The sequence below is a fragment of the Trichlorobacter thiogenes genome, from assembly GCF_900167465.1.
Classification (GTDB): domain Bacteria; phylum Desulfobacterota; class Desulfuromonadia; order Geobacterales; family Pseudopelobacteraceae; genus Trichlorobacter; species Trichlorobacter thiogenes.
On sequence record NZ_FUWR01000001.1, the window covers coordinates 43,037 to 67,693 of the forward strand.

General features: G+C 50.3%; 29 protein-coding genes. All 29 read right to left on the reverse strand.

The genetic code is table 11. The features are described from left to right. The 29 genes from B5D39_RS00190 to flgB all read right to left on the reverse strand — a co-directional run bounded on the left by B5D39_RS00190 (position 1) and on the right by flgB (position 24,560). Complete coding sequence (locus B5D39_RS00190) at positions 1–675, reverse strand: flagellar basal body L-ring protein FlgH (protein ID WP_078788364.1); 675 nt, start codon at positions 673–675, stop codon at positions 1–3. Positions 676–690: 15 nt separating this feature from the next. Continuing rightward, the gene (gene flgA, locus B5D39_RS00195) at positions 691–1,428 is read right to left on the reverse strand and encodes a flagellar basal body P-ring formation chaperone FlgA (protein ID WP_078788365.1); all 738 of its coding nucleotides are present in this window, start codon (positions 1,426–1,428) and stop codon (positions 691–693) included. 3 nt (positions 1,429–1,431) lie between these two features. Next, positions 1,432–2,220 carry a flagellar basal-body rod protein FlgG gene (gene flgG / locus B5D39_RS00200; RefSeq protein ID WP_078788366.1) on the reverse strand — a complete coding sequence of 263 codons (789 nt, stop codon included), beginning with the start codon at positions 2,218–2,220 and terminating at the stop codon, positions 1,432–1,434. Between the two features lie 22 nt (positions 2,221–2,242). Continuing rightward, positions 2,243–3,019 carry a flagellar basal-body rod protein FlgF gene (flgF, locus tag B5D39_RS00205; RefSeq protein ID WP_078788367.1) on the reverse strand — a complete coding sequence of 259 codons (777 nt, stop codon included), beginning with the start codon at positions 3,017–3,019 and terminating at the stop codon, positions 2,243–2,245. Between the two features lie 23 nt (positions 3,020–3,042). Beyond that, positions 3,043–3,795 (reverse strand): FliA/WhiG family RNA polymerase sigma factor, encoded by a 753-nt coding sequence (locus B5D39_RS00210; RefSeq protein WP_078788368.1) that lies wholly within the window; start codon positions 3,793–3,795, stop codon positions 3,043–3,045. Further along, complete coding sequence (locus tag B5D39_RS00215; RefSeq protein ID WP_078788369.1) at positions 3,792–4,721, reverse strand: MinD/ParA family protein; 930 nt, start codon at positions 4,719–4,721, stop codon at positions 3,792–3,794. The genes B5D39_RS00210 and B5D39_RS00215 overlap by 4 nt, the downstream gene beginning before the upstream one ends. After that, positions 4,718–6,040: a flagellar biosynthesis GTPase FlhF gene (gene flhF, locus B5D39_RS00220; protein ID WP_078788370.1), complete on the reverse strand. Its 1,323-nt coding sequence runs from the start codon at positions 6,038–6,040 to the stop codon at positions 4,718–4,720. Before flhF ends, B5D39_RS00215 begins: the two co-directional genes overlap by 4 nt. Beyond that, positions 6,030–8,120 carry a flagellar biosynthesis protein FlhA gene (flhA, locus tag B5D39_RS00225; protein ID WP_078788371.1) on the reverse strand — a complete coding sequence of 697 codons (2,091 nt, stop codon included), beginning with the start codon at positions 8,118–8,120 and terminating at the stop codon, positions 6,030–6,032. Before flhA ends, flhF begins: the two co-directional genes overlap by 11 nt. 314 nt (positions 8,121–8,434) lie before the next feature. Then, the gene (flhB, locus tag B5D39_RS00230; RefSeq protein WP_078788372.1) at positions 8,435–9,508 is read right to left on the reverse strand and encodes a flagellar biosynthesis protein FlhB; all 1,074 of its coding nucleotides are present in this window, start codon (positions 9,506–9,508) and stop codon (positions 8,435–8,437) included. A gap of 3 nt (positions 9,509–9,511) precedes the next feature. Beyond that, positions 9,512–10,309 carry a flagellar biosynthetic protein FliR gene (fliR, locus tag B5D39_RS00235; protein WP_078788373.1) on the reverse strand — a complete coding sequence of 266 codons (798 nt, stop codon included), beginning with the start codon at positions 10,307–10,309 and terminating at the stop codon, positions 9,512–9,514. A gap of 6 nt (positions 10,310–10,315) precedes the next feature. Further along, complete coding sequence (fliQ, locus tag B5D39_RS00240; protein WP_078788374.1) at positions 10,316–10,585, reverse strand: flagellar biosynthesis protein FliQ; 270 nt, start codon at positions 10,583–10,585, stop codon at positions 10,316–10,318. Positions 10,586–10,597: 12 nt separating this feature from the next. Beyond that, a complete protein-coding gene (gene fliP / locus B5D39_RS00245; RefSeq protein WP_078788375.1) occupies positions 10,598–11,368 on the reverse strand; it encodes a flagellar type III secretion system pore protein FliP in 771 nt (256 codons plus the stop codon). A gap of 27 nt (positions 11,369–11,395) precedes the next feature. Continuing rightward, positions 11,396–11,800 (reverse strand): FliO/MopB family protein, encoded by a 405-nt coding sequence (locus tag B5D39_RS00250; RefSeq protein ID WP_244161313.1) that lies wholly within the window; start codon positions 11,798–11,800, stop codon positions 11,396–11,398. Positions 11,801–11,826: 26 nt separating this feature from the next. Beyond that, positions 11,827–12,126 (reverse strand): flagellar motor switch protein FliN, encoded by a 300-nt coding sequence (gene fliN / locus B5D39_RS00255; RefSeq protein WP_078788377.1) that lies wholly within the window; start codon positions 12,124–12,126, stop codon positions 11,827–11,829. Continuing rightward, positions 12,110–13,105 (reverse strand): flagellar motor switch protein FliM, encoded by a 996-nt coding sequence (gene fliM / locus B5D39_RS00260; protein ID WP_078788961.1) that lies wholly within the window; start codon positions 13,103–13,105, stop codon positions 12,110–12,112. Before fliM ends, fliN begins: the two co-directional genes overlap by 17 nt. A 23-nt stretch (positions 13,106–13,128) precedes the next feature. Further along, on the reverse strand, positions 13,129–13,686 hold the full coding sequence (locus B5D39_RS00265; protein WP_078788378.1) for a flagellar basal body-associated FliL family protein: 558 nt from the start codon (positions 13,684–13,686) through the stop codon (positions 13,129–13,131). 188 nt (positions 13,687–13,874) lie between these two features. Next, entirely contained in the window at positions 13,875–14,777 is a 903-nt protein-coding gene (locus tag B5D39_RS00270; protein WP_078788379.1) for a flagellar hook-basal body protein, read from the reverse strand. A gap of 86 nt (positions 14,778–14,863) precedes the next feature. Then, positions 14,864–15,247 (reverse strand): TIGR02530 family flagellar biosynthesis protein, encoded by a 384-nt coding sequence (locus B5D39_RS00275; RefSeq protein WP_078788380.1) that lies wholly within the window; start codon positions 15,245–15,247, stop codon positions 14,864–14,866. Continuing rightward, positions 15,244–15,912 carry a flagellar hook assembly protein FlgD gene (locus B5D39_RS00280; RefSeq protein ID WP_078788381.1) on the reverse strand — a complete coding sequence of 223 codons (669 nt, stop codon included), beginning with the start codon at positions 15,910–15,912 and terminating at the stop codon, positions 15,244–15,246. Before B5D39_RS00280 ends, B5D39_RS00275 begins: the two co-directional genes overlap by 4 nt. A gap of 14 nt (positions 15,913–15,926) precedes the next feature. Next, entirely contained in the window at positions 15,927–17,546 is a 1,620-nt protein-coding gene (locus tag B5D39_RS00285; protein WP_078788382.1) for a flagellar hook-length control protein FliK, read from the reverse strand. A 79-nt stretch (positions 17,547–17,625) separates the two neighbouring features. Beyond that, the gene (locus B5D39_RS00290; RefSeq protein ID WP_078788383.1) at positions 17,626–18,180 is read right to left on the reverse strand and encodes a hypothetical protein; all 555 of its coding nucleotides are present in this window, start codon (positions 18,178–18,180) and stop codon (positions 17,626–17,628) included. Between the two features lie 4 nt (positions 18,181–18,184). Next, on the reverse strand, positions 18,185–18,628 hold the full coding sequence (gene fliJ / locus B5D39_RS00295; RefSeq protein WP_078788384.1) for a flagellar export protein FliJ: 444 nt from the start codon (positions 18,626–18,628) through the stop codon (positions 18,185–18,187). Between the two features lie 14 nt (positions 18,629–18,642). Beyond that, entirely contained in the window at positions 18,643–19,941 is a 1,299-nt protein-coding gene (locus tag B5D39_RS00300) for a FliI/YscN family ATPase (protein ID WP_425274620.1), read from the reverse strand. A 28-nt stretch (positions 19,942–19,969) separates the two neighbouring features. Next, positions 19,970–20,746: a FliH/SctL family protein gene (locus B5D39_RS00305; protein ID WP_161947389.1), complete on the reverse strand. Its 777-nt coding sequence runs from the start codon at positions 20,744–20,746 to the stop codon at positions 19,970–19,972. Continuing rightward, positions 20,733–21,725, reverse strand: a complete 993-nt coding sequence (gene fliG, locus B5D39_RS00310; RefSeq protein ID WP_078788387.1) for a flagellar motor switch protein FliG — start codon at positions 21,723–21,725, stop codon at positions 20,733–20,735. Before fliG ends, B5D39_RS00305 begins: the two co-directional genes overlap by 14 nt. A gap of 18 nt (positions 21,726–21,743) precedes the next feature. After that, positions 21,744–23,336, reverse strand: coding sequence for a flagellar basal-body MS-ring/collar protein FliF (fliF, locus tag B5D39_RS00315; protein WP_078788388.1), 1,593 nt, complete (start codon positions 23,334–23,336; stop codon positions 21,744–21,746). 36 nt (positions 23,337–23,372) lie between these two features. Beyond that, positions 23,373–23,672 carry a flagellar hook-basal body complex protein FliE gene (fliE, locus tag B5D39_RS00320; RefSeq protein ID WP_078788389.1) on the reverse strand — a complete coding sequence of 100 codons (300 nt, stop codon included), beginning with the start codon at positions 23,670–23,672 and terminating at the stop codon, positions 23,373–23,375. Between the two features lie 10 nt (positions 23,673–23,682). Further along, the gene (gene flgC, locus B5D39_RS00325) at positions 23,683–24,120 is read right to left on the reverse strand and encodes a flagellar basal body rod protein FlgC (protein ID WP_078788390.1); all 438 of its coding nucleotides are present in this window, start codon (positions 24,118–24,120) and stop codon (positions 23,683–23,685) included. After that, positions 24,120–24,560, reverse strand: coding sequence for a flagellar basal body rod protein FlgB (flgB, locus tag B5D39_RS00330; RefSeq protein ID WP_078788391.1), 441 nt, complete (start codon positions 24,558–24,560; stop codon positions 24,120–24,122). The genes flgC and flgB overlap by 1 nt, the downstream gene beginning before the upstream one ends. Positions 24,561–24,657: the final 97 nt, after the last annotated feature.

Sequence of the window (24,657 nt, forward strand, 5' to 3'; positions counted from 1 at the left end):
TCAGAATGGCCAGAGTTTATCCAGTACATTCATCAACCAGCCCGGTTTTTGCCGGTCTGTTATGATGCCTTCGCCGGAATAGCTGATCTGGGCATCGGCTACATAAATTGAATTAATCGTGTTTTCCGCCGTTATATCACGCTGACGGATAGTTCCTTTAACCGTTACAATCTGATCCTCGTAGTTTACCTTTACATTGCGACGGCCTTCTACTTTCAGATTCCCGTTAGGGAGTACATCAATAACCTTGGCTGAAATGGTTGCAGTCAGTGTTTCCTTGCGGGATGTTGAGCCGCTTCCGTCAAAACTGGAACTTGCACTGGCGTTCAGCAGTTTTGACAAATCGGCAAAGTTGCTGGTGATGATCTTCGACTCCTCAAGCCCCAGCATATTGGGGATACCGGCGCTGATTTGCGAGGAACGGCCGGTGGCTGTGGCTGCCTGTTTGCTGGCGCTGGCAGTTTCAGTCACGATAATAGTAACGATATCACCGATCCTGCGTGCCTTGCCGTCTTCAGTCAGTGCAATGGATGAGGCCTGCCAGATTGATCCGTTACCATAGCTTTGAACCGGCGGCTTTAACTGCTGGTCAAAGGTTGGGCTTACCACCTCCGTCTGTTGGACCACACAGCCGGACAGCAGTAGCGCTGAAAGTGCAACAAGATACCGTTTCATGCTCTTCTCCTCAGATTAAAAACCGATCTCAACGGTTGAGGCATCCAGTATGCGAGCAGCAATCTCCTTATTAGAGACCATATTCTGGACCCGGATCAGGTCACCAATACCACCGGCACTTCTGGCCCGACCTGAAACGGTGATCCTCACCCCTGCATTTTCAGCGATGATTGTTACCAGCTGACCGCTGACAATAACCGGCACGCTAACCAGCTGATTGCTCTTAATCGGCGCCCCTGCCCTGACTGTCATACGCAGCTTCTTACCTACTGCATCTGCCATATTTTTAACCGGATGTCCGCCTGCCTGGGACAGGTCATGCTTTTGAAGCAGCAGATCCGCTTCAGTCAGTACGGTGCCTGCAAGCAGCTGTCGGGCTGCCGTCAGCATTTCAGTTCGCGCATCAACCTGAACGCGCAGTGAAAAATTCTTTTCAACAACCCCGTTTACCCGCACAACCAATACAATTGTTGCTGCCCCCCAGCCATCCCATCCAGCCGGGGCAATCAGCTCAAGATCACGGGGGCCGTTTGAAACACGTATCCCCTGCGGGATGGTGAGTTGGCGCAGGGTGGTTTCCCAGCCTCGCCCCTCCATCTTTTCTGTCAGAAATCGCTCTACAGCACCCCTGACTTCCTGTTCCGAAAGCAGCACCGTTGCGGTTGTCGCTGCATGGCAAGATACAGCGCCCATCAGACAGTACAGACAGCTAATCGCCAGCAACCGGGTCAGTATCAGATTAACGAGGCGCATCAGTTACCGCTTCAGGTTGTTAGCCAGCTGCAACATTTCATCGGAGGTGGTGATCGCCTTTGAGTTGGCCTCATAGGCCCGCTGGCCGATGATCATGTTGACCATTTCCGTGGCCACATCAACGTTACTCATCTCAAGAAATCCCTGGGTAATCGTACCCAGACCGGTCTGTCCCGGTGTGCCGGTGGTTGCATTGCCGGAGGCATCGGTCTGCTGATAGAAATTCCTGCCCATGGAGGAAAGGCCGGCAGGATTGGTAAAATTGGCAAGCTGGATGTTACCCACGGTTGACGCGGTGGACTGCCCGGCCTGAACCGCCGATACCGTACCATCAGTTCCGATGGTTATCTTGGTGGAGTTGTTGGGAATCACAATCTCCGGCAGCATCGGATACCCCTCGGGGGTCACCACTCGACCATTGCTGTCCAGCTTGAAAGCGCCAGCCCGGCTGTACGCGGTACTACCGTCCGGCATCTGGATCTGAAAGAAACCATCCCCTTCAATAGCCATATCAAGCTGCCCGCCGGTATTTGAGAAATCACCCGGGGTAAACTGTTTTGATACGGCAGCCAGTTTTGCCCCCATACCAAACTGAATCCCGACCGGGATCTGCGCCGCATTGGTTGAAGGAGAACCGGGATTTTGTACTGTCTGATACATCAGATCCTGAAAATCAGCTCTGCTCTTTTTAAAACCTGTGGTGTTCACGTTGGCAAGGTTGTTGGCAATAACGTTAATGTTGCTGGTTTGGGTATTCATGCCGGACGCTGCGGTCCATAGAGATCTCATCATGGCTTAGTACTCCTTGGTTGTATTAAACACGTGCCAGATCGTTTACTGCCTTGGCAGCCATATCATCAAAGTTACGCACCACACGCTGACAGGTTTCAAAGTAGCGGCTGGCCTCCACCATCTGCACCATTTCAGCGACTGAATTAACATTCGACTGTTCAAGCGAGCCCTGTGCCACTGAGGTCAGGGGGCCGGCCACCTGTGGCGTAGCGCCTTCTCCGGCCACAAAAAGAGTCCCGGCAGCCTTGGTCAACTGATACGGTTTTTGAAAATCAAATAGTGCTAGATTGGCTACCGGCTCTCCATTGAGCGTGATTCCACCCTGGCTGTCCACCACCGGTTTACCGCCTCCGGCCTGCCCGGCAATATCAATAACGATCGGCTGGCCCTCTTCAGGACGATCACCTGCCTTTGAGAGTACCGGATATCCGTCAGCCGTCACCAGGGTGCCGTCACTGGAAAGCCTGAAGTTGCCCTGCCGGGTGTAGGCAATACCATCAGGTGTCCTGACGGCAAAAAAGCCGTCCCCCTGCAGGGCAACATCCAGCGGATTACCTGTCTGGATCAGTGCGCCTGCAGAATAGTCTGTCAGCATCCGTTCCTGTAGCAGGACAGGGTCTGCTGTCTTGGCTGGTGGTACAGCCGGAGGATTTTGATTGCCTGCAAGCACTGACTCAAAAGCCAATCGATCTTGCTTAAATCCGTTGGTTGCTGCGTTTGCAAGGTTTGAGGCAATCACGTCCAGCCGTTTCATAGCGGCTAAATTGCCTGATAATGCTGAGTACATTCCGCTGTTCATTCGTTACCTCCTTCAGCGCTCCGTCAAGGCTTAAAGGGCTTAAGTTTACCCTTCAAACGAACCATGGCCTGACTGAGAATTTGACAAATCCGGGACTCTGTCAGCCCCAAAACCGCGCCGATCTCTTTCAAATTCATCTCTTCGTAGTAGTACAGGGTCACTGCAAGACGCTCTTTTTCTGGCAAGGCATCAATCGCTGCACCGATCGCATGGGCGACCTGCCCAGACATCACCTGATTCTGCGGCCCTTTATTCTCATCGTCACCAAGAATATCTGCCAGGCTTAATGAGTGCCCTTCATCATCATCCCAGCTATCGTCAATACTGATAAAACTGAACTCATGTATTTCTTCCAGCATACAGTAATACTCTTCCAAGCTGACCTGCAGGGCTTCTGCCATCTCCGTGCCGGTTGGATTACGCCCCAGTTGATGTTCCTGGCGGTGCATCTCCCGCTCCACCATCTTGCACTTGTCACGCATGGTGCGGCTTAGTGGGTCACTGGCCCGTAACTCATCCAGAATGGCGCCCCTGATATGCTGTTCAGCAAAGGTCTTGAACTGCACTCCCCTGCCTGGGTCAAACCGGTCAGCAGCATGGATCAGACCAATCACTGCAGCGCTGGCAAGATCCTGCGGATCAAGGTGGGACGGCAGCTGGGCTGCAAAGCGATTGACCAGATAGCGCACCAGCGGCAGGTGCGACGTAATCATGGTTTCACGCAGTTGGCAGCTCCGTTCGCCGACCTGTTCTTCATAGGCCCTGAGTCTGCTCATACCCCGCCTCCCCCTGACCCTTCCAGATAGCGTCGGAAGAAGAACTGGATATTTCCTTTCAAGCGGGTCTGACGTGAGTTTTCAATAACCCGTCTGGCCAGGGTGCTAAAACAGTTTGAGGCATCAGAATCCGGGTACAGCTCATAGACCGCCTTCTGTTTTTTTACCGAGTCAATCAATCGTTCATCCCGCACGACACAGCCCAAATAATCAAGGGAGATATCCAGAAAACGCCCGGCCACATTGGCCAGCTTGCGAAACACTTCAAGGGCATCTTCACTGTCACGGGCCATATTAATCAACACCTTGAAATGGTGTTCTGAATAGCGGGTGGCCAGTAACTTGATCAGGGCATAGACATCGGTGATTGAGGTCGGTTCCGGTGTCACCACCACCAGAATCTCCTGGGCTGCCACCGTAAAGTAGGTGACGTTTTCAGAGATACCGGCCTCAGTATCAATGATCATAATGTCAAACTCTTCCTCCAGCATATCCAGCTCATCCAGCAGCTTCAGCTTCTCATGCTGACCAAGACTGGTGTATTCCTGCACCCCTGACCCGGCCGGGATCAGCTTGATACTGGGGGTGACCTCGACAATAATCTCTGACAGGCTCTTCTCTCCGGACAGGACATGGTTCAGGTTGTACTGAGGCGAAAGTCCCAAAAGCACATCCAGGTTACCCACCCCCAGATCCCCATCAATGATCAGGACCTTCTTCCCCTGGGCCGCCAGAGCCATGGCCAGATTGGCCACTACGTTACTTTTGCCGACGCCCCCTTTGCCGCTGGTGACTGAGATTACCCGTATCCCCTGTTGATCTGTCAGCGAAGCAGCACCAGATGGAGTCGGGCTGTTCTGCTTGGCAGTTCTGGCCATCTGACGCAGGGTATCGGCCTGATCACCGGTTCCGCGCACTGCACTCATTGCGCACCCTCCTTCAGAATCAGTTCTGCCAGTTTTTCCGATGTTGCAACCTCAATATCCTCCGGCACCCGCTGTCCCGTCGTAAAATAGGCGATCTGCAGATTTGCCTTTAAAAGCAGATTTACAATGCAACCAACGCTTTCGCACTCATCCAGCTTTGTGAAGACCACTTTACTGATCGGGAAAATACTGAAGCGATTAAGGATTACTTCCAGTTCCCGATCTTTCGTCGTTGCCGAGAGGCAAAGATAGATATCGGACTGAATTGTTGTCTCAAGAAAGCCCTTCATCTCCTCCAGCTTGTCAGAATCTTTGTGACTACGCCCGGCAGTGTCGATCAGGATCAGATCGCAATCGGAATGACGCTCAACCGCCCGCTCAAGTTCTTTGGGTGTAGAGGCGACCTCAAGGGGAATTCCCATAATCTTGGTATAGGTCTTCAGCTGCTCCACCGCCCCGACCCGAAAGATATCCATGGTGATCAAGGCAACCTTGTTGCCACGATTAAGCGCATACATGGCGGCAAGCTTGGCAGTCGTGGTGGTTTTGCCAACCCCTGTCGGGCCCACCAGAGCGATAATCCGTGGGGCATTTTTTTTCATCCGCAGGTTGCCGGCAAAGCGGATCAAACGGCCAAATGCCTCACCCAGGCGTCCCTTCAGCGTTTCTTCGCCCTGCCCCATCGGCAACGTATTAACGGTCTCGATAATTTTACCCTGCAGATCCGGTTCAATCCCCTGCCGTTCCAGCTCCCGTACCAATGGCGGTTTTTCTGAAGGCACCCCGATTCCGGCGCTTGTTTGAATCGCTGCATCTGGCCACTGTACTGACTTAACGCCACCTTCCTGGCTTCTGACCAGGGTATTCAACAGCAGCTTTTTGATCTCTTCCAGGTCCTGACGGGGAATATTATTAAGATTGATCCCCCCGTCACCTGTTTTACTCTGTTGGTCAGCGGGTAACGAGGCCTGCTCGCTCTGACGCTGACGCAGCTCCTCATCCCGCTTGGTCATCACCTCAACTTTTTCACGCAGGTCACGCAGCTCACGGGCCAGAGGGGCCAGCATGGAATTCTCAAACTCTTCTTTGGTTGTCCGCTCACGCTCCGGTCGCTCACGCACCGGTGGTGGTGGCGGGGGCGCAGGCCGGTGGGGGTCAATTGCAGCGGTCACCTTGACCACCTGCTTGCTGAAAAAGCCCAGGATACCACCCTGTTTTTCCTTCTTGGTGGACAGGATCATTGCATCAGGACCCAGCTCAGCCTTTACCAGCCGCAAGGCTTCTGCCATGGTTGGAGCTTGAAAGGTTTTAACCAGCATGGAAGGTCACCACTCCTAATGACTGAATTTTGACATTTTGGGGAATTTCATTATGGGACAGCACTGCAACATGGGGTACAAAACGTTCGATCATCTTTTTGACATGCCGTCTGATTGAGGGGGAGGCCAGAATAACCGGCTGGGCACCATACATGCCAAAACGATCCACCATGCCACGTACCGATGCAATAATCTGCTGGGCCGAACCAGGCTCAATGGCAAGATAACTACCCTGGTCCGAGGGCTGGATCGCTTCGGCAATGGTATCCTCAACTTCACGATCAATGGTCACCAGATACAGTGTATCCTCATCCATCTTAAACTGGTCTACGATGAAACGTCCCAGCGACTGGCGCACAAATTCGGTCAGCACATCAGGATCTTTGGTCAGACCGGCATAATCAGCCAGGCTTTCCAGAATGGTACGCAGGTCACGGATGGAAACCCCTTCTTTAAGCAGGTTTTTGACCACCCGCAGTACAACTCCCAAACCAAGCTGCCCAGGAATCAGTTCATCAACCACTTTAGGTGCTGTGGCCGCCACATTATCAAGCAGTTGCTGCATCTCCTGACGCCCCACCAGATCTTGAGCATACCGTCGAATCGTCTCACTGATATGGGTGGCAATAACCGTGGTGCTGTCCACCACCGTGTAACCATTAACCTGCGCCTGCTCACGATCCTCATTACGAATCCAAACCGCCGGCAGCCCAAAAACCGGTTCCTTTGCCGTGGGACCAGGCAGTTGCGCCATCACCGCACCGGAGTCCATGGCCAGGTACTGACCGGTCATCTCGCTACCACCCACACGGGCACCGCGAATCAAGATGTTGTATTCATACGGCTTCAACTGCAGGTTGTCGTGAATATGGATCGGAGGGACCACAAAACCCATCTTTTGAGCAAACTGGCGACGGATCGACCGGATACGCTCCAGCAGTTCACCATCCTGAGAGGCATCAACCATCGGCACCAGACCATATCCAACCTCCAGTTCAAGGGTATCCAGGGGACGGATGGCAGAGGCCTGGTCCTGGGCCTCTTCTTCGCCAGCTGCCTCAGCTGCCGCAGCCTCTTCTTCTACCACCTGAGCCATTTCACGGGACATCCGCCCCACCAGCCACGAAATTCCCGACAAAAGCAAAAAGGCAAAATGAGGCAGCCCCGGAATCATGGCAAACAGGAACATAACACCGGAAACAACATAAAAGGCTTTGGGATAATTCAGGAACTGTGCGGTCACTTCCTGACCGAAGTTATTTTCGTCGGCAGTCCGGGTTACAATAATACCTGCGGCGGTTGAAATAACCAGTGCTGGGATCTGGGCCACCAGTCCTTCACCAATCGTCAGCAGGGTATAGTTGGTTAAGGCCACATCAAGGGCCAGTCCCTGCTGCCAGACACCGATGATCAAGCCACCAAAGATGTTCACCAGCATAATCAGGATACCGGCTACGGCATCACCTCGCACAAACTTGCTGGCACCGTCCATGGCCCCATAGAATTCTGACTCACGCCGAATCTTCTCGCGACGCTTTCGGGCCTCTTTTTCTGTCAAAAAACCGGCAGAGAGATCGGCATCAATCGCCATCTGCTTGCCTGGCATGGCATCCAGGGTAAAACGTGCCGAGACTTCTGCCACCCGGCCAGCACCCTTGGTAATAACCACAAAGTTAATGATGACCAGAATCAGGAACATGACCGCGCCAACCACGTAGTTGCCCCCGACAACAAAGGACCCAAAGGCCTTGATGACCGCCCCGGCGGCCTCCACCCCTTCCCGCCCATGCATCAGGATCAGACGGGTTGATGCAACGTTCAAGGCAAGTCGAAACAAGGTGGTGACCAGCAAGACAGAGGGGAAAACAGAAAAATCAAGGGGGTGGCGGGTATAGAGACAGACTAGTAGAATAGCAAGCGCAATGGTAATATTGGCAGCCAGAAAGATATCCAGCATAAAAGCCGGCAAAGGAATAATCATCAACGCCAGCACGCCGATCAGGGCGATAGCAACGTAGATGTCAGAATTTTTTCTAAAATTGCTCAGTTCAATAGCCTGGGCAGTGGTTCCGTTTGCCATGGTTCTATCATATCCTTACGGCCACAAAGGCCATTGGGTCAGGAGCAGCCGACACCACCCCACGGCGTATGTATGCAGATTTCATGCCGTCAAAATTCGGTCACACCCGCCCTGAGACACCAACGACGCCTCTGCAATTACAGCCACTTACCTAATCACCCCTTCCCGTAAAAAAACAGTCAAAGTCATATTATTGACTTTGACTGAATTATGACTCACTACACTCTCTTGTCATTAAGCTGCCGTCAAACCACCAACAGGCAGCAGACGGTTAAGACCTGGCACAAGGCAACTATCAGGTATACGCCCTGAGACTACATAGCACCCTTGAGCCGATAGACATACGCCAACACTTCCGCAACAGCAGCATAGAGTGACTCTGGAATTTCCTGATTCTCTGACACCTGATCATAAAGCTCCCGGGCCAGAAAACGGTTTTCAACCAGCGTAACCTTGTTTTCACGCGCCATCGCCTTGATTGCAAGAGCCATCTCATCCATCCCCTTTGCGATTACCATCGGCGCAACCATCTTACTGCGATCATACTTAAGCGCTACGGCAAAGTGGGTCGGGTTAGTGATAACAACATCTGCCGTAGGAATAATCTTGGTCAGGCGCCTCCGGGCTGACTGAAACTGCATCTTCTTGATCTTGCCCTTTACTTCGGGGTTACCTTCCTGATCCTTATGCTCGTCCTTGACCTCCTGCTTGGTCATCTTGAGATTCTCGGTATAGCGCCATTTTACGTAGAACATATCAAAGATCGAAATGATAATCATAATCCCACAGGTGTGGGTAACAATCTTAAATGCCACATGCCCAGTGTATGCCAGAATGCCATTTACGTCAGATTCAGCAAGCACCATGATATTTTGTAATTCGTCCCGTAGCACCTGGTAGGCAATCCAGCCGATCACAAAAATCTTGAGTAACGACTTCAGAATCTCTACCAAAGCCTCCTTGTTAAACAGCTTACCAAAACCGCTGATAAAATTAAGCTTATCAAAATTAAAGCTGATTCGTTCCCATTGGAAGTCTATACGCCCATTATCCTGAACAATATGGGCCAGCACTCCGGTTGCCATGATGGTCAGGATAATGGGCGCGATCAGCAGCAAAATTACACCAAAAATACGCAGCAGCATGGTGTAGACATTCCGCTCGGTTAGTTCAAAACTACCAATCTGGGAATAGACCTGCACAGTCGTACTTTGCAACCCATTCATCAGATAACCGCCCAGCAGATATAAAGCAATAATACCAGCCAACAGCGTAAGACTCTGGCTAAGCATCTGCGAAGCTGGAGGGGCCCCTTTCTCCCTGGCCTTCTCCAGCTTTCTACCGGTCGGTTGTTCTGTTTTAGAGTGTTTGTCGTCGTCTTCTGCCAGGAATCATCCCCCCTTTGCAAGCAGCCTGAAGATCGTTGCCACCTGGACCGCCAGATTACCAAACGAGAGCTCCAGCACATGAAAGAAGAGCAAAAGGGTCATCCCCAACACCATAAACCCAAGCCCGATATTAAGCGGAAAGCTGACCATAAATATGTTCATCTGGGGAAAGGCGCGGGCCATGATGCCAAGAACAACACTGGTTAAAAGCAGTGCTACCATAACCGGCGCGGCCAGCCTGATTCCCAGAATAAAGACATCAGAAGTGGCTTTCACCAGAAAATGAATCAGCGCCTCGCTCATCTTCCAGCCACCCAGCGGTATGACCGTAAAGCTGTCAACAATAGCCCGGATAAACACATGGTGAATATTCAAGGAGAGAAAAAACAGGGTAGCCAGCAGGCTCTGCATGACCGACATGATCTGCATCTGATTACCCATGGAAGGATCAATTACCGATGAGATACTAAAGCCCATCTGAAGACCAATAATTTGACCGCTGAATTCAACGGCGGCAAAGATGATCTGGGTCACAAAGGCCAGCGTGAGACCGATCAGCATCTCGCGCATGACCAGCAGTCCCAGGGTAAAGGCATCACCAGGAATGGGTGGAGGGGCAATTTTCAGGATTGGATAGCAGACCAGCGTTATGGAGAGAACCGCTACAATCTTGATGCGGGTTGGCAGACGACGCCCACCGAACAACGGAAGGGCAGCGAACAGACCTCCAATGCGGCATAGTACCAAGGCGAACAGAAATACATCGGCTTGACTTGGCAGCGGTGATACAAAGGGGAACATGCCTGACTAGCGCCGCATTACGGCAATCAGCGCATAAATCTCGCGAGTAAAATCACTCATGTAGCTCATCATCCAGGGGAAAAATATAATGATGGCCACCATAACCGCAACAATCTTCGGGGCAAAGGCGAGCGTTGCTTCGTTAATAGAGGTAACCGCCTGAAAGACACTGATGGCAAGACCGACCACCAGACTGAACAGCAGCAACGGAGCTGCCAAAAGCAAGGTAGCCTCAAAACTTCTACGTGCCAGTTGAACAACCAGTTCGGGGGTCATGGCATATCCTTTCTAACCAAAACTCTTGACCAGAGAACTGATAACCAATCCCCATCCATCTACCAGTACAAACAGCAAAATTTTAAACGGTAACGATATCATGACCGGTGGCAGCATCATCATACCCATAGACATCAGCACTGATGCAACCACCATATCCACCACAATAAATGGTATATAGATCAAAAAACCGATCTGAAAGGCGGTACGTAGCTCCGAAATCATGAAGGCCGGAACAATGGTGAGGGTTGGGATATCATCGGCATTTTTGGGACGGGCCTGCTTGGAAAGACTGACAAACAGGGCCAAATCTTTTTCCCGCGTCTGCGACAGCATAAACTTACGTACCGGCTGTGTCGCTTTCTCAAAGGCCTGTTCCTGGGAAAGGACACCTGCCTTGTACGGCTGATACGCGTCTCGATCAACCTGCTGCCAGACGGGAGTCATGATGAAAAAAGTCAGAAACAGCGAAAGGGCCAGAATTATCTGGTTTGAGGGGGCTTGCTGAGTACCCAGGGCAGTTCGCAAAAACGAGAGCACGACAACGATACGGGTAAACGAAGTGGTCATGATCAGCAGGCTGGGAGCCAGTGAAAGCACCGTAAGCAACAAGAAAATCTGGATCGTTGTCGCCACTTCGCCTGGCTTTGTTGCCGTACCCACACCAATATTCAGCGATGGCAACGGAACCGGTGCTGCCGTTGCAAAGGCTACGGTACCAACAACGACGGTAGCCAGCAAAAACAGGGTTCCCCAAAAACGTTTTCCTGCAAAAGAGGTCATAGTCAATCCAGAACGCGTAAAATCACCTTAACTACGCGATGTTGCTCGCTTCAACAAAGAGAAAAATGACAGCCTGTCAGGTGATTCATCAATCACTTCAATTTCTTCCAGCATCGGCACCTGCTTAATCAGATTAAGGTTATCACCACTGCTTGCGAGCAAGAGATACTCTCCAGCAACCTCAATCAGAACAAGTGCCTTACGGGGCCCCAGTGCACGAACTTCGAGTATCCTGATATGCTGGCTACCAACTTTTAACGCAGGAATTTTACGCATCAACCGGGTTGCGAGATAGTATGTCAACAGAATCAAACCGACAACCAGCAATAACGCAGCAATCATCTGAAGGAAACTGGAAAGAAAACTGAAATCTCCGCCGCCTGCCTGCCCTTCAGCTCCCTTTGCCAATGCAGGGAACAGCCCTATCCCCAAAAGTAACAGCAGGACAGACTGTCTGATCACAAAATTTTCTCCACCCGTTCATTCGGGCTGACAATATCAACCAGACGGACACCGAATTTTTCGTTAACCACCACGGCTTCCCCCCTGGCAACCAGCTTAGAGTTGACGAAAATATCCAATGGTTCACCGGCAAGTTTAGTCAACTCTACCACTGCCCCCTGATTCAGTTGCAGGATATCCTTAACCAACAGCTTGGTGCGTCCCAGCTCCACCGTAACCTGAAGCGGGATATCAAGTATAAATTCCAGATTTTTCCGTTCCTGTTCAGCTTCTGCGGCATCAGGCTTGTCGTTCACGTGGGTTCCCCTTGTTGGAGATGATATCGCTAATCTGCATCGCTTTGTTGCCATGCCGTATTCCAGGAATGCCCTGATATTTTGGCACTCCTTCAACCTTCACCATAAGCTCGCTGGTGCAGGGTTTATCCAACATAATAGTATCACCAACTTCAAGATCAAGAAGCTCTCTAAGTGAAATCAGAGAATTACCTAATTCAACCGTAAGCTCCATTGGCGCATCAAGTATTTCTGACGAAAGACGATGTGACCACTGCGGATCAATGGCCATCAGGTCAAACTGCATTCCCTCCTTAAGCTTGTCCCGAATCGGCTCTATGGTCATAATCGGGACGACAAAGATCATCGTACCGACATTTTCTTCTATATGTACCTTTACCGTCATGGTTACCACCTGATATTCAGGCGGCACAATAGTAACCAGACGGGGGTTCATCTCCATCCTCAAAATACTTAATTTAGCTGGATACAGCGGGGCCCAGGCCTTTTCAAGGTCTGTCATGACATCAGCCAGCACCATTTCAACCAGCCTCAGCTCAAGGGTAGTGAAAAGACGATTCAACGCCAATGCTGTACGGCTGGTCCCCCCCAGCACGCTGTCAACAATAGCAAATGCAAGGGAGCTGTCCATTGCTATCAGGGCAGCACCCTTAAGGGGATCAAGCTTGAAAATCGCCATACAAACCGGCGACGGCAATGTTTGCAGAAAATCATCAAATTTGTAGGAGCGTGCACCGACCTTCTTGATCTCAACTACCTTGCGAAGACGGTTTGAAAGGGTAATCCGGTTAAAACGGATAAAGCCGTCATAGACGATATCCAGGTTCGGGACAAAACCGCGGTAGGCCTCTGTGTTAAAGAGGTCATAGCTGACGGCAGTACTTTCTGATTTGGAAAGTTCCTTTTCAGGCTCAATCCGTCCGTCAAAAACGGCATTCAGCAGCGCCTCAATTTCAGCTTTGGTAAGAATTTTCTCCATGGCCACCCGACGTCCCCGTTCAGCTACTGGACAACAAAGTCAGTGAAATAGACCTTGCTGACCTTACCTTGGGCCACGATCTTACTGATAGCGGTCAGTATTTCTTCCCTCAGCTGATTTTTGCCTTGGGCATCCTGAATCTCCTGCAACGTTTTGGTAGTCAGCACCACCAGAATAGCATCTCGAATCGCTGCAAGGCGTCCTTCCAGCTCTGGCTTGATGGCAGCATTCGACATCTCGAGCTCTACTTTTACCTTGAGATACCGCAGTTCCTGGCCGTCGTAGATATTCACAATAAAGGGCTCAAGCGTAAACACAGTAGAAACACCGGGCGCACCGGCAGCACCACCATGACCGCCACCAGCAGCCGGAGCCGCAGCGCCATGCCCTCCCTCAGCAGCAGCCGGAGCGCCATGAGCATCAGCCCCTTCTTTTTTCTTATCGCCCTTACCCATCATCATGAACACAACTACGCCGGCAATAACCAACACCAGCACTGCCGCCCCAATGATAATAAACAGCTTCTTCTTACCGCCACCCTCTTCCGGGGCTTCGGCCGCTGCCTGCTCTTCTTTTGCCATTCGCTCCTCCGGTATCTATCCACCATAAGCTGATCAGTTACTTCATAGCATATTTAAAACGAAAACGAAGTTTTTGCAACCACTTGCAATCATTATTCTTGTAGTATTGAACAATTGCGCCCCCGTCCACCTGCAAAAATCTGCAGGCAAACGGGGGCAGTATCAGCCTATAACGCGTTAACTAGCTATTAACGCTTGAGATTCAGAACCTCCTGGGTCATCTCATCAGCTGTGGTAATGGTCTTTGAGTTGGCTGAATAGGCCCGCTGAGTCAGAATCATTTTTACAAACTGGGCCGCCATATCAACGTTGCTCAATTCCAGCGAACTGGATTTAATTTCTTCTGAACTACCGTTGGCTCGGTTGATTGCTGCAGAAAATGCCGTTGTAGGAACGCCAGCATCAGCACTACTTCTAAACATGGTGCCGCCAACTTTCATCAGGCCAAGCGGATTTGTTGGGTTTACAACAGCTATGGTATGCCCAGCATCTCTTACAACAGTGTAGTTTGCCGTTGTTGCAGGAAGACTGGCTCCACTTCCGTTATAATAGTAAGCATTACCGTTATAGTCTGCATAGGTGATTACTCCCTGCGAATCAATTGCCGTTATCTTGGCAAAATCTCCCGCTGCCGGTGCGGCCGGAGCAACGGTATGCTGAAATAAAATTGGTGCTCCTGTAGCAGCTTCAAGCGACAAATAGCCATCAGGATTTGTCAGGTTATACGAGCTATTCACCCTGAGGGCACCGGCACGTGAGAGGTACGCCAAATCTTGTGAAGCGACTGCAGCGACAGTATTAGGAGCAGCAAAAGCAAAAAAACTGTTGCCCTGAATGGCAACATCAGAAACCACCTCAGTGTTTTCAAAGGCCCCCTGTGCATAGATGTTATCTACCTTTTGAATCTGGACACCACGACCAATCTGCGAATTGTTTGGACCAGTTGCCGAAAGCATATCTGAAAAAAGCATCCGTCCACTCTTAAAACCTATTGTGTTGACGTTGGCCAGATTGTTACCAATTACGTTAATTCCTTCGGCATTGGCTAACAGGCCTGATACACCGGAATACATTGCTGATGTAATACTCATTTTGTTGCCTCCTGTTCTTGGTGGAGTTGCGTCAGTCGGTCAGCAACTCCTTAGGCTTCCTCAAGAGGACCAGCCCGTTAGGTTCGTTAGATAACTACTGCTGAGTCAATATTGGTAAAGACATTTCCTTTCATCTGGCTACGATCCATGGCGGTCACCACAGTACGATTCTTAACACTGACCACCAGAGCCGCATCACCCATCATAACCAGCGAATCTTTACCACCTTTCTGTGCTACACTGTTTACTGCTCCTTCCAGTTGCTTCAGCTGATCATTACTGAATGAGATGTTACGCGCCTTAAGGCGATCCTGGGCATGCTGTGAAAACTTGACACCTTGGGTCTGGTCAAGGACCTTTGAAAAAGGTGTTTCACCAACTGGCTGTGTTGGCTGACTTCTTGTCGGCTGAGTCGGTTTTCCAACCGGCTGAACCGGGTTGGGAAAATATAGCTGGTCAACCGCGCTCATGTTGTACTCACCCTCATCACATCGGAAAATGGAACGAGCACAGACCCAATGGTGATATAGGCAACACCCTCTGCAAATGTAACTCCGTCAGCCCTGCCTGTTGTAAAGGTTGTTGCGGTCTGTGTAGCACCAGCGGCATCAGTACCGCTGATTGAAAAACTATAGGCACCCGCTGACAATTGATTACCCTGACCATCCGTGCCATCCCAAGCATATGTGCCTTTACCCGCTGCCTGTGCACCAAGGTCAATCGTACGGATAGTTGTTCCTGATGCATCCTTGATGGTAAGCGTAGTTGCAGTAGTACCAGACGGCATTTGATAGCTTAGCTCCACCGAATTTGTTCCATCGAAGTTAAGCTGACTGCCAAGTGCAACAATATCCTTGCCAATCAATCCAACTGAACTTAAAGCCAGGTTGTTATTTTGAGCACTCAGCAAATTATTTAAAGCGGTAGTTGTGTTATAGGCCTGCTCTACCTGTGTCAGCTGAGCCAACTGCCCTAACATCTCTGTCGGGTCCTGGGGAGAAAGCGGATCCTGATTCTGCAACTGCGCAATAAACAGTTTCAGAAAATCATCCTTGTTCATACCAAGCTCTTGCTTCATTGCAGCAGCCGCAGTTGATGTTGTTGTACTTGTTGTACTTGTAACTGCTGTTGTCATATTAGCCTCCTTTCTTAGAATCGCACATCAAGTGTAGACTGATACTGTGGCACAAAATATTTCATGGTTGTTTCAACCCCTTCAACAGCACCACCTTTTGCACGTACTGATGCGTAGTGTGGCTGATACTGACGTTGTTCCTGTGTCATCTGACGCCAATCCATTGACTGTTGCTGTGATTGGTGGCCATTACCACCTGTCGTTACATTAAAAGAATCAACTTTGATATTCTGCCGTGCCAAGGTCTCCTTCAACTCATCTGCCTGCTGTAACAGAGCGTCACGCACAGTGCGATTTTCTGCTACGATCTCAAGCTTTAAACGGTTGTCATCCATCCGCATATTCAACTGCAAATTCCCCAAATTTTCTGGGGACAACTTAAGTGATATCTGGTCATTACCCTGCTTGATCTCATGGCTGGCCAGACGATCTGTGACTTGGCGGCCAATCAATTCTTGTGGAACACTCTTAACGAGCTCCGTTGTTGTGCCATCTGTCGCAACAACCTGCGACTGCCCTGTATGCATAGCTACTGTCTGCGGTTCAGGTAAACGGAAGGTCGTTCCTGCGTTTTCTACCAACTCTGGTTTTATCTGTTCTCCCTGTATAACAAGCTCTTTAGGCGTCTTAGCCAGCAATTGCGAACCCTGTTCTTGCTGATCAGAGGCAGTGTTTTTTTGGCCTTCTGATCCTGCTGCAGCTGCCATTACATCGGGGTGTTGAGCAAATCTAACCGGTTGCGGCACGACTGCTGCTGTGGTTTTAACAGCCCCTGCAACTTCTTGTGCTGCTGGCTGAGCTTCCGTTGTCTGCTGAGCTATTTGCTCTGCACTGACTTGATTTCTTTGAACTAGTTTCTCAGGTTCAGCATTCAGACTAATGTTTTGCTGTTGAACAGGTTTATCAGCAACACCTGTTGTTGCCATCTGTAATTTACTACTTGAAGCCACCGGGGGTAGTGTAGCAGCTACCTTTGCAGTTGCAACAGTCTCAAAACGGCCAACCACTGCTTGTTGTGCTTCATTTTGCATCACATTTAATTCTTGAGCGGTTTGAAGCACATCCTGAACAGTTGTCTGTTGAGCCGATGTTGTATCAGCTGACACTGACAATTGGCTTGTCAGGTTTTGAACAATTGCCTGTTCAGACTGTGCTGCGACAGCAACCATAGGCAACCCACCAGCCAAATCATCACCAGTCAGCTGAGTATTTAGCCGGACTGCTGATACGTCACCTATTGCTGGCAGTTCATTGCCCTCTACCGTGGTGATACTTGCCGTTTGCTGTTGTTGTTGAGTGGGGATACTGGCTTGAATAACGGCCAACTGCGCATACGCTGCCAGCTGATTAACAACGGTGGGATCTAAATCTGTCAGTGGAGCTTCTTTTTCGATAAGCTGCTTTGTGAGTACAGCCACACTATCGGTAGCACCAAATAGTGTTTCACTTTTTTGTGGCTGTCCTTGACCACACTGGTCTCCAACACCAAGCAAACCCAGCAAGTTCTGCCCAAGCATCTCACGAAACAAGCCGACTGAAACCGCCTGCTTTCCGACCGGATCGGTTACTGCAACTGCTGACGCTGATACATTAGTAACAGCAGTCGGCATCATCATAATCTGTCCTGCATCCATGTTCTCACCTCCTTTCCTTAAGATTGTCCGAGCATTATGCCCGTATCACTCTTATCGGCAGAAGAGATGAACTCGTTAACTATTTTTCTCCACGTTTTCGTAGGTTTTCGTTTACCCACCGAATGGTTCTGGGCTGATTAAGATTAGGCACCAGTTTTGCCACTGTCTTGGTATCCAAGCGGTCTAGCAACAGCTTAACCTCGTCTTCCGCCATCTTATCCAGTAGCTCGGCAGATTGAGCAGGCTTCATGGTTTTAAACAACTTTACCATCTTAGTGACCCGCTCGCTCTGGGCCTGCTTCCGACGTTCTTCTTCAGCCTTCACCATCTCGTCATAACTCTTCTTGGTTTCTTCCATAGCCTTCAGCTGGGCGTCAATTTTTGCCCCCAGCTTCTTCAGTTCTTCTTCTTTTGCCGCTAAAGCAGCCTCTTTTTCAGCTAACTGTTGCCGACGCGCCTCTTGAATTGCCCGTTCTTCCCGAGCAGCACGGGTTGGAGGCACCGGGTCTCCCTGCATACTGCTCTGGGGAGTACGCACCGGCTCCGTAGTGCCTTGTGAAGCAGTTAAGGCCACCGTCGCAAAGGTACCCAGACAGCATGCCATGGCTATAATTGAGATCCAGCGTTTGTTCACCCGGCTACTCCTGACCTTTTTTCTGGGTGGCAATCTCATCCAGCAGCAGTCCCTCCTTATGGGCCTGCTCTTTCTGAAATGCTTCTTTTTGTTTTTCTTTCAATTGTTCCATCACTTTTTTCTCTTTGGTGGCCTGCACCAGCTCATCCCTGCGGTCTTCCAAAACACGATCAAGGGACTGGACTCTACGTTGCTGTTCTTTTATCTCATCTCTTTTACGTGCAAAAAAATCGGCATACAGGCGCATCTCAAAGATTGAGTCGATCTGTTGCTGGCGACCATTAAACTCTTCCGCCAGTTTTGCAGCCTCATTTTTCTCCTGTTCAAGCCGATCTGCGGCGGCATCAAGATCTTGTCTGGCTGCAGCAAATTCCAGCTTTCTCATCTTTTCCAGCTCAATCCGATAGTTGAGGACCTGCTGCATCTCAAACTTCTTTTTAACAGCCATGCCAGTGTCCTCAGCTAAGCCTCAAATATCTGCTGTAACCCCTCAATAGAATCAGCCAACGTAGACGGATCGGTAACGGCCTGTTTCTGATAGGCCGTCATAGGATCAATCTTGCGGATCGCCTGGTCTATTCCAGGGTTACTACCAGCCTTATAGGCACCGATATTGATCAAGTCTTCAGACTGCCGATAGGTGGCAAGCGTCTCCTTAAACTGGCCAGCCAGCTTTCGATGCCTGTCATCAGTTACATCGTTCATTACCCGGCTGGCACTGGCCATAACATCAATCGGGGGGTAGATATTCCGGGCTGCAAGATCCCGAGACAGCACAATATGCCCATCCAGTATGCTCCGCATGGCATCTGAGATAGGCTCGTTAAAATCGTCCCCTTCAACCAGCACCGTATAAAGGCCGGTGATACTACCTTCAGGAAAATTCCCTGTTCTCTCAAGCAATTTTGGTAATGCTGCGAAAACAGAAGGGGTGTACCCCTTGGTGGTTGGTGGTTCCCCGATTGCAAGACCAACTTCCCGCATAGCCATGGCAAATCGTGTCGCGGAATCCATCATCATCAACACTTTTTTGCCTTGATCCTTAAAATATTCCGCAATTGTTGTTGCCAGATAGGCACCACGCATCCTGACCAGCGGCGGCTGATCAGAGGTTGCCACCACGACAACTGACTTGTGCAGCCCCTGCTCCTGCAGGTCTTTTTCAATGAATTCGCGCAGTTCTCGGCCCCGCTCACCAATCAGTGCAATGACGTTGACGTCTGCCTCAGTGTAGCGGGCGATCATCCCGAGCAGGGTTGATTTTCCAACGCCTGAACCTGCCATAATTCCGACACGCTGCCCCTGACCGCAGGTCAAAAGCCCGTTGATTGAGCGAATTCCCAAGTCCAGCGGCTTCCTGATAGGCGGTCGTGTCATCGGGTTAACCGGCGCCGCATAGATCGGGTACTCCTCATCCAGGTGTAGCAGACCTTTATCATCAATCGGATTACCCAAACCGTCTATTACTCGACCAAGCAATCCCGAGCCAACTTTCAGGGTCGCCTTATCACGCCTGACGGCAATCAGACTGTCCAGCCCGACACCTCGCAGATCCCCCAGCGGCATTAAAAGCGTCTTGTTATCCCTGAACCCGACTACTTCAGCAGGAATCGGTGCGCCATCCTTTGGTCGGATTTCACAGATTGCCCCAACCGACGTATCAGGACAATAGCCCTCTATTACCAGCCCCACAACCTGTGTCACTTTACCGTGCAAACGGATCGGATTAACCGACTCTACCGCACGCATATACCTGCTCATGTCCACTTTTTGACTTGGCATGAATCGGTCAGCCCACGTCTACTACAGCTGTTCCAGCGGTGCGTTCTTCTAGCAATCGACGGTAGACCTCATCAAGTTGCGCTTCAAATCCAGCATCAACAGTTCCCCGGTCAGTTTCAATCTGACAACTGCCGATTTCCACGGTGGGATCTGCCTTCAGCTGAAAGCGTACCGTTGAAAGTTCCTTCTGGAGCGTCATACTGTTATTATTGGTCAGCAAGGCATAATCATCAGGATGGAGTCGAATAATCAGTTCATCCTGCTCGTTAAGCCCAGACAACGCAGTCTTGATCAGACGTAGTACGATCTGACGATCCTGTGCAACCTCACGGGTAAGTATTTTCCCGGCAATTGCAAAGGTCAGATTTAGCAGATCGTCCTCTGAATCACGTAAAACCTTTTCCCGGAGCAGCTGTAGATCCTCTGCTGCAGTACGCAACCCTTTAAAGACGTTTAACAGACCACGTTCAGCCAGGTTCTTTCCATCCTGCAGACCGCGCTGATAGCTTTCCTCCTGATATCTCTGCAGGTCTTCGTCGCTGATAAACGTGCCGGGGGGTAATGCTGGTTCCAGAGGCGAGGCTTCTTCTGATGCAACGTTTGGTATAAAGCTGGCTTTTGCCCCCAATTCAGAGGTATCGAACAGCGCCAGCGGCGTAAAGCCTTCTGTTTTTTCGTTGCTTTTAATATTTTGTTGCAGCCCACCCCGCAGAATATTCTGAAAGCTGAAGCTGCCAATTTGCAACTCATCGTCGCCTGCTTTAATAACCTTAGACGAGGACATCTTCGCTGCCCCGTCCACCAAGCACGATTTTGCCTTCTTCCTCCATCTTGCGGACGATTTTAATGATTTCAGATTGGGCCTTCTCGACATCAGAAAGACGCACCGGACCCATTACCTCAAGGTCTTCTTTGATCATATCTGCAGCACGACTGGAAATATTCTTGAAGATCTTATTCTTGACATCATCAGTAGATGTTTTCATGGCCAGCGTCAGAGTATCGTTGGAGACCTCGCGCATAATCGCCTGAATGGAGCGGTCATCCATGGCAAAGACATCTTCAAAGGTAAAGAGATGTTTACGAATGACCTCTGCAAGGGGTGGACTCAGCACATCCAGTTTTTCCAAAATCTGTTTTTCTTTACTGCGATCAAAGTGGTTAAACATATCAACAACTTTCTCAACACCACCGACCTTATAACGCTGGACTCCGCCCATTGACTTGATCTCACGTTTCATAACGTCGTCAATTTCCTGGAGTATTTCAGGAGAAACCTGCTCTACATCGGCAATCCGTAGCACCACCTCAGCCTGGAGCTCTTGTGGTAACGCAGCAATAATCTCACTGGTTTGCTTGGACTTCAACTTGGCCAGAATAACCGCAATGGCCTGAGGATGTTCTTGTGAAAGGAAGTTGGAAATACTTTTGGGGTCCATGGACGCAAGTATGTCCACCAGATCGCCGTAGCTGGATGCCTGCAGTTCCTCCATCAACATCTGGGCCTTTGTTGGACCAAGCGCCTTTTCCAGCACCTTACGCACAAACTCATCACCCTGTGCAAAGATACCGGATTCTGGCGAGATTACCTCGTTAAACTCTTCAACCACTTCACCAATGGTTTGACGAGTAACATGGCCAAGTCCAGCCATGCTCTTGGAGATCCGCTTGATCTCTTCATCTTCCATATGTTCGTACACCTTGGCCGTAACATCCGCACCAAGATATAACAATAATATTGCTGCCTTATCAGCACCAGTCATGGAGATCAGCACCTCTTATCATGAGCTTTCGCCTAACCAGTTTTGTAAAATTTGTGCAACCTGGTATGGATTAGTCTTGGCTTTTTCCATTAGCTCCTGCTGCTCTGCCATATGCATGGCAAGCTGTGCCCGTTCACTTGCAGACATTTTTTCCTGGGCATCAGGTGCAATAGCCTCCAGAATATCCGGTCGTGGTGGACGGGCGGCCCGCAACGTATTCAGCATCGGTTTAACCACAAACATCATCAATGCCAGGAATCCTACGGCAATCAGCAGATTTTTAAACAGCGTTAAAAAGAAGGGGTTCATCCACCATTTAGCGCTTTCAGCAGAGCCAACAGCATCCCCAGCATCCTGAAACGGGATATTCTGGATGCTAATCTGGTCACCACGTTCCTGATTAAAACCAACGGCCCCCTTTACCAGCGCCTCAATCTTCTGCAACTCATCGGGCGAACGGGGGACATATTTGGCTTTTCCAGCAGCACCATCCTTACCCGGCGCTGCTGCTTCATACTTACCATCCACCAGAATGGCAACCGAGACCTTACTTAAGGTACCTACCGGTTCCACAGTACGAGAGGTAGAACGACTCACCTCGTAATTAAGGGTTTCATCATTCTTGCTGCCACCACCTGCAGCGCCACCACCACCAGCGGTTGTGCGTCCAAGGTTGGTCTGCACACCTGGCACGCCACTGGAGGCGGCTGACCCACCGGCTTTCTCTTCTGTGCGCTGTTCGCTTCGAACCGCAATGGTTTCAGGATCAAACTTTTCCTCTACCCGCTCTACCTGCTTAAAGTCAAAGGTAGCCGAAACCCTGGCGACTGACTTACCACCGCCAACCACCCGATCCAGCAATGTCTGAAGTCGTTCTTCTGCGTTTCGTTCATAGCCGCGCTGGGTTTCCTGCATGGTACTGGTAGCCTTGGCACTTGCATCTGCCATACCGCTGCCACCTTTGCTCAGAATCTTGCCTCGACTATCAAGCACCGTCACGTTATCCGCATTCATCCCCTCAATTGAAGAGGAAATAAGGTGTACAACGCCCTGCACCTCTGTATCACGAAGGCCTTTACTCCCCTTCATCTTCAGCACAACTGATGCGGTTGGCGGCTTTTCAGCCTCCTTGAACAGGGTCTTCTCCGGGATAACCAGATGCACGCGCGCCTGTTCCACACCACTTATCTGCGTAATGGTGCGGGCCAGTTCACCCTGCAGAGCGCGTTGATAGTTCAGCTTCTGCACAAACTCCGTCATACCGAAGTTTTTACGATCAAAAATTTCAAAACCAACCCCACCGCCCTGGGGTAATCCTTCAGAGGCGAGCGAGAGTCGTAGTTCATAGACCCGGTCAGCCGGCACCATAACTCCCTTGCCATCTGGAGTAATCTGATACGGCGTCTTGGCCTCTTTCAATTTCTTGACAATCTCACCGGCATCTTCACTGGCCAGGTTGGTAAACAGTGGTCGATAGTCAGTCCGATTGGCAAGCATGATCAGAAGCGCAAAAGCTGCAACACAAGCCAACACCACACCGCCCACCAACAAACGCTTCCCTGGTGCCAGCGCCATAAATGGCTCAATAATTCGCTTCAATCCTTCAGGCATCTCTTTTCGCTACCCCTGTCTAGAATACTACCGGCACTAAACCGGCATCCGCATAACTTCCTGATATGCCTCAAGGGCTTTGTTACGCACCTGCGACATAAACAGAAACGACACACTGGCCTTTTCTACGGCAATCATAGTTTCATGTAGATTACGATTTTCCCCGGTTGCCAACTTCTGAATGGCCTGATCAGACTGTTGAGAAAGATCATTCACCTTCCCGACCAGCTCTTTAAAGAACTTACCCGCGCCGTCTGCGACTGATGAATTAGACACTGATTTATCAAGCGGAAACGCCGACGACATGCCGATACCGCTAATCCCCTTAAGCTCCATAGCCTAGCTCCTATTTACTAATTTCCAGAGTCTTTAACGCCATATTTTTGGCAGCCTGAGCCGTCATAACATTTGCTTCATACACCCGCGTCGCCGTGATCATATCAGCCATTTCCTCAACTACGTTGACATTAGGCATTGCAACATACCCCTGTGGATTGGCATCAGGATGGGCAGGATCGTACTGCATGCGCGGGGGGCTTTTGTCCTCCACGATCTCCGATACAGCAACCTCCCTCAGATGCTTACCCGCCATACCATCAAGTGCTTTCCCGAAACCATCCGTCACCGGAGTCGCCATAAAAACAGCGTCTTTCCGCTTATAGGGGCCTCCTTCAGGCGTACGGGTAGTATTCACGTTAGCCAGATTACTGGATATCAGATTCATACGTGTTCGTTCAGCAGTGAGAGCTGACGAGCTGGTGTTCATTGCCGTAAAAAGGTCCATTATTTACCCTCCCTCAAAGCGGTACGTAGCCCTTCAAATTTCTTGGCCAGCAACTGCACCGAGGCATTAAACAAAACTTGATTCTGCATCATGGCACTCATCTCGTTTTCCATCTCAACCGAGTTACCATCACGCCCCGGCGTTTTGGCAGGCGTTTCAACCACCGTCCCCTTTATCTGGCTAATCCGCTCACCGCCACCACGCAGAGGAATGTGCGCGGGATGCGGTGTGGCTATTGAACCAGACGAATGCATCCCGCGGTTCGACGATTTCTTGACAGCAGACTGCAACTGTTGCTCGAACTCAAGTTTTTTCGGCGTATATCCAGGTGTCTCAGCGTTTGCAATATTAGACGAGATCAGGTTTTGATTGCGGGTACGCAGATCAACACTTTTTCCCAGCAGATCAATGGTAGTATTAAAAAGCCCTTCAACGGGCATAGCCACGCCCCCTTTCTGAACTCAGCAGAAAATGACACGAAGTAACTAATTGCAATTTCTATGCCTTACGGAGTTATGTGACTAAATGGCGGTAATA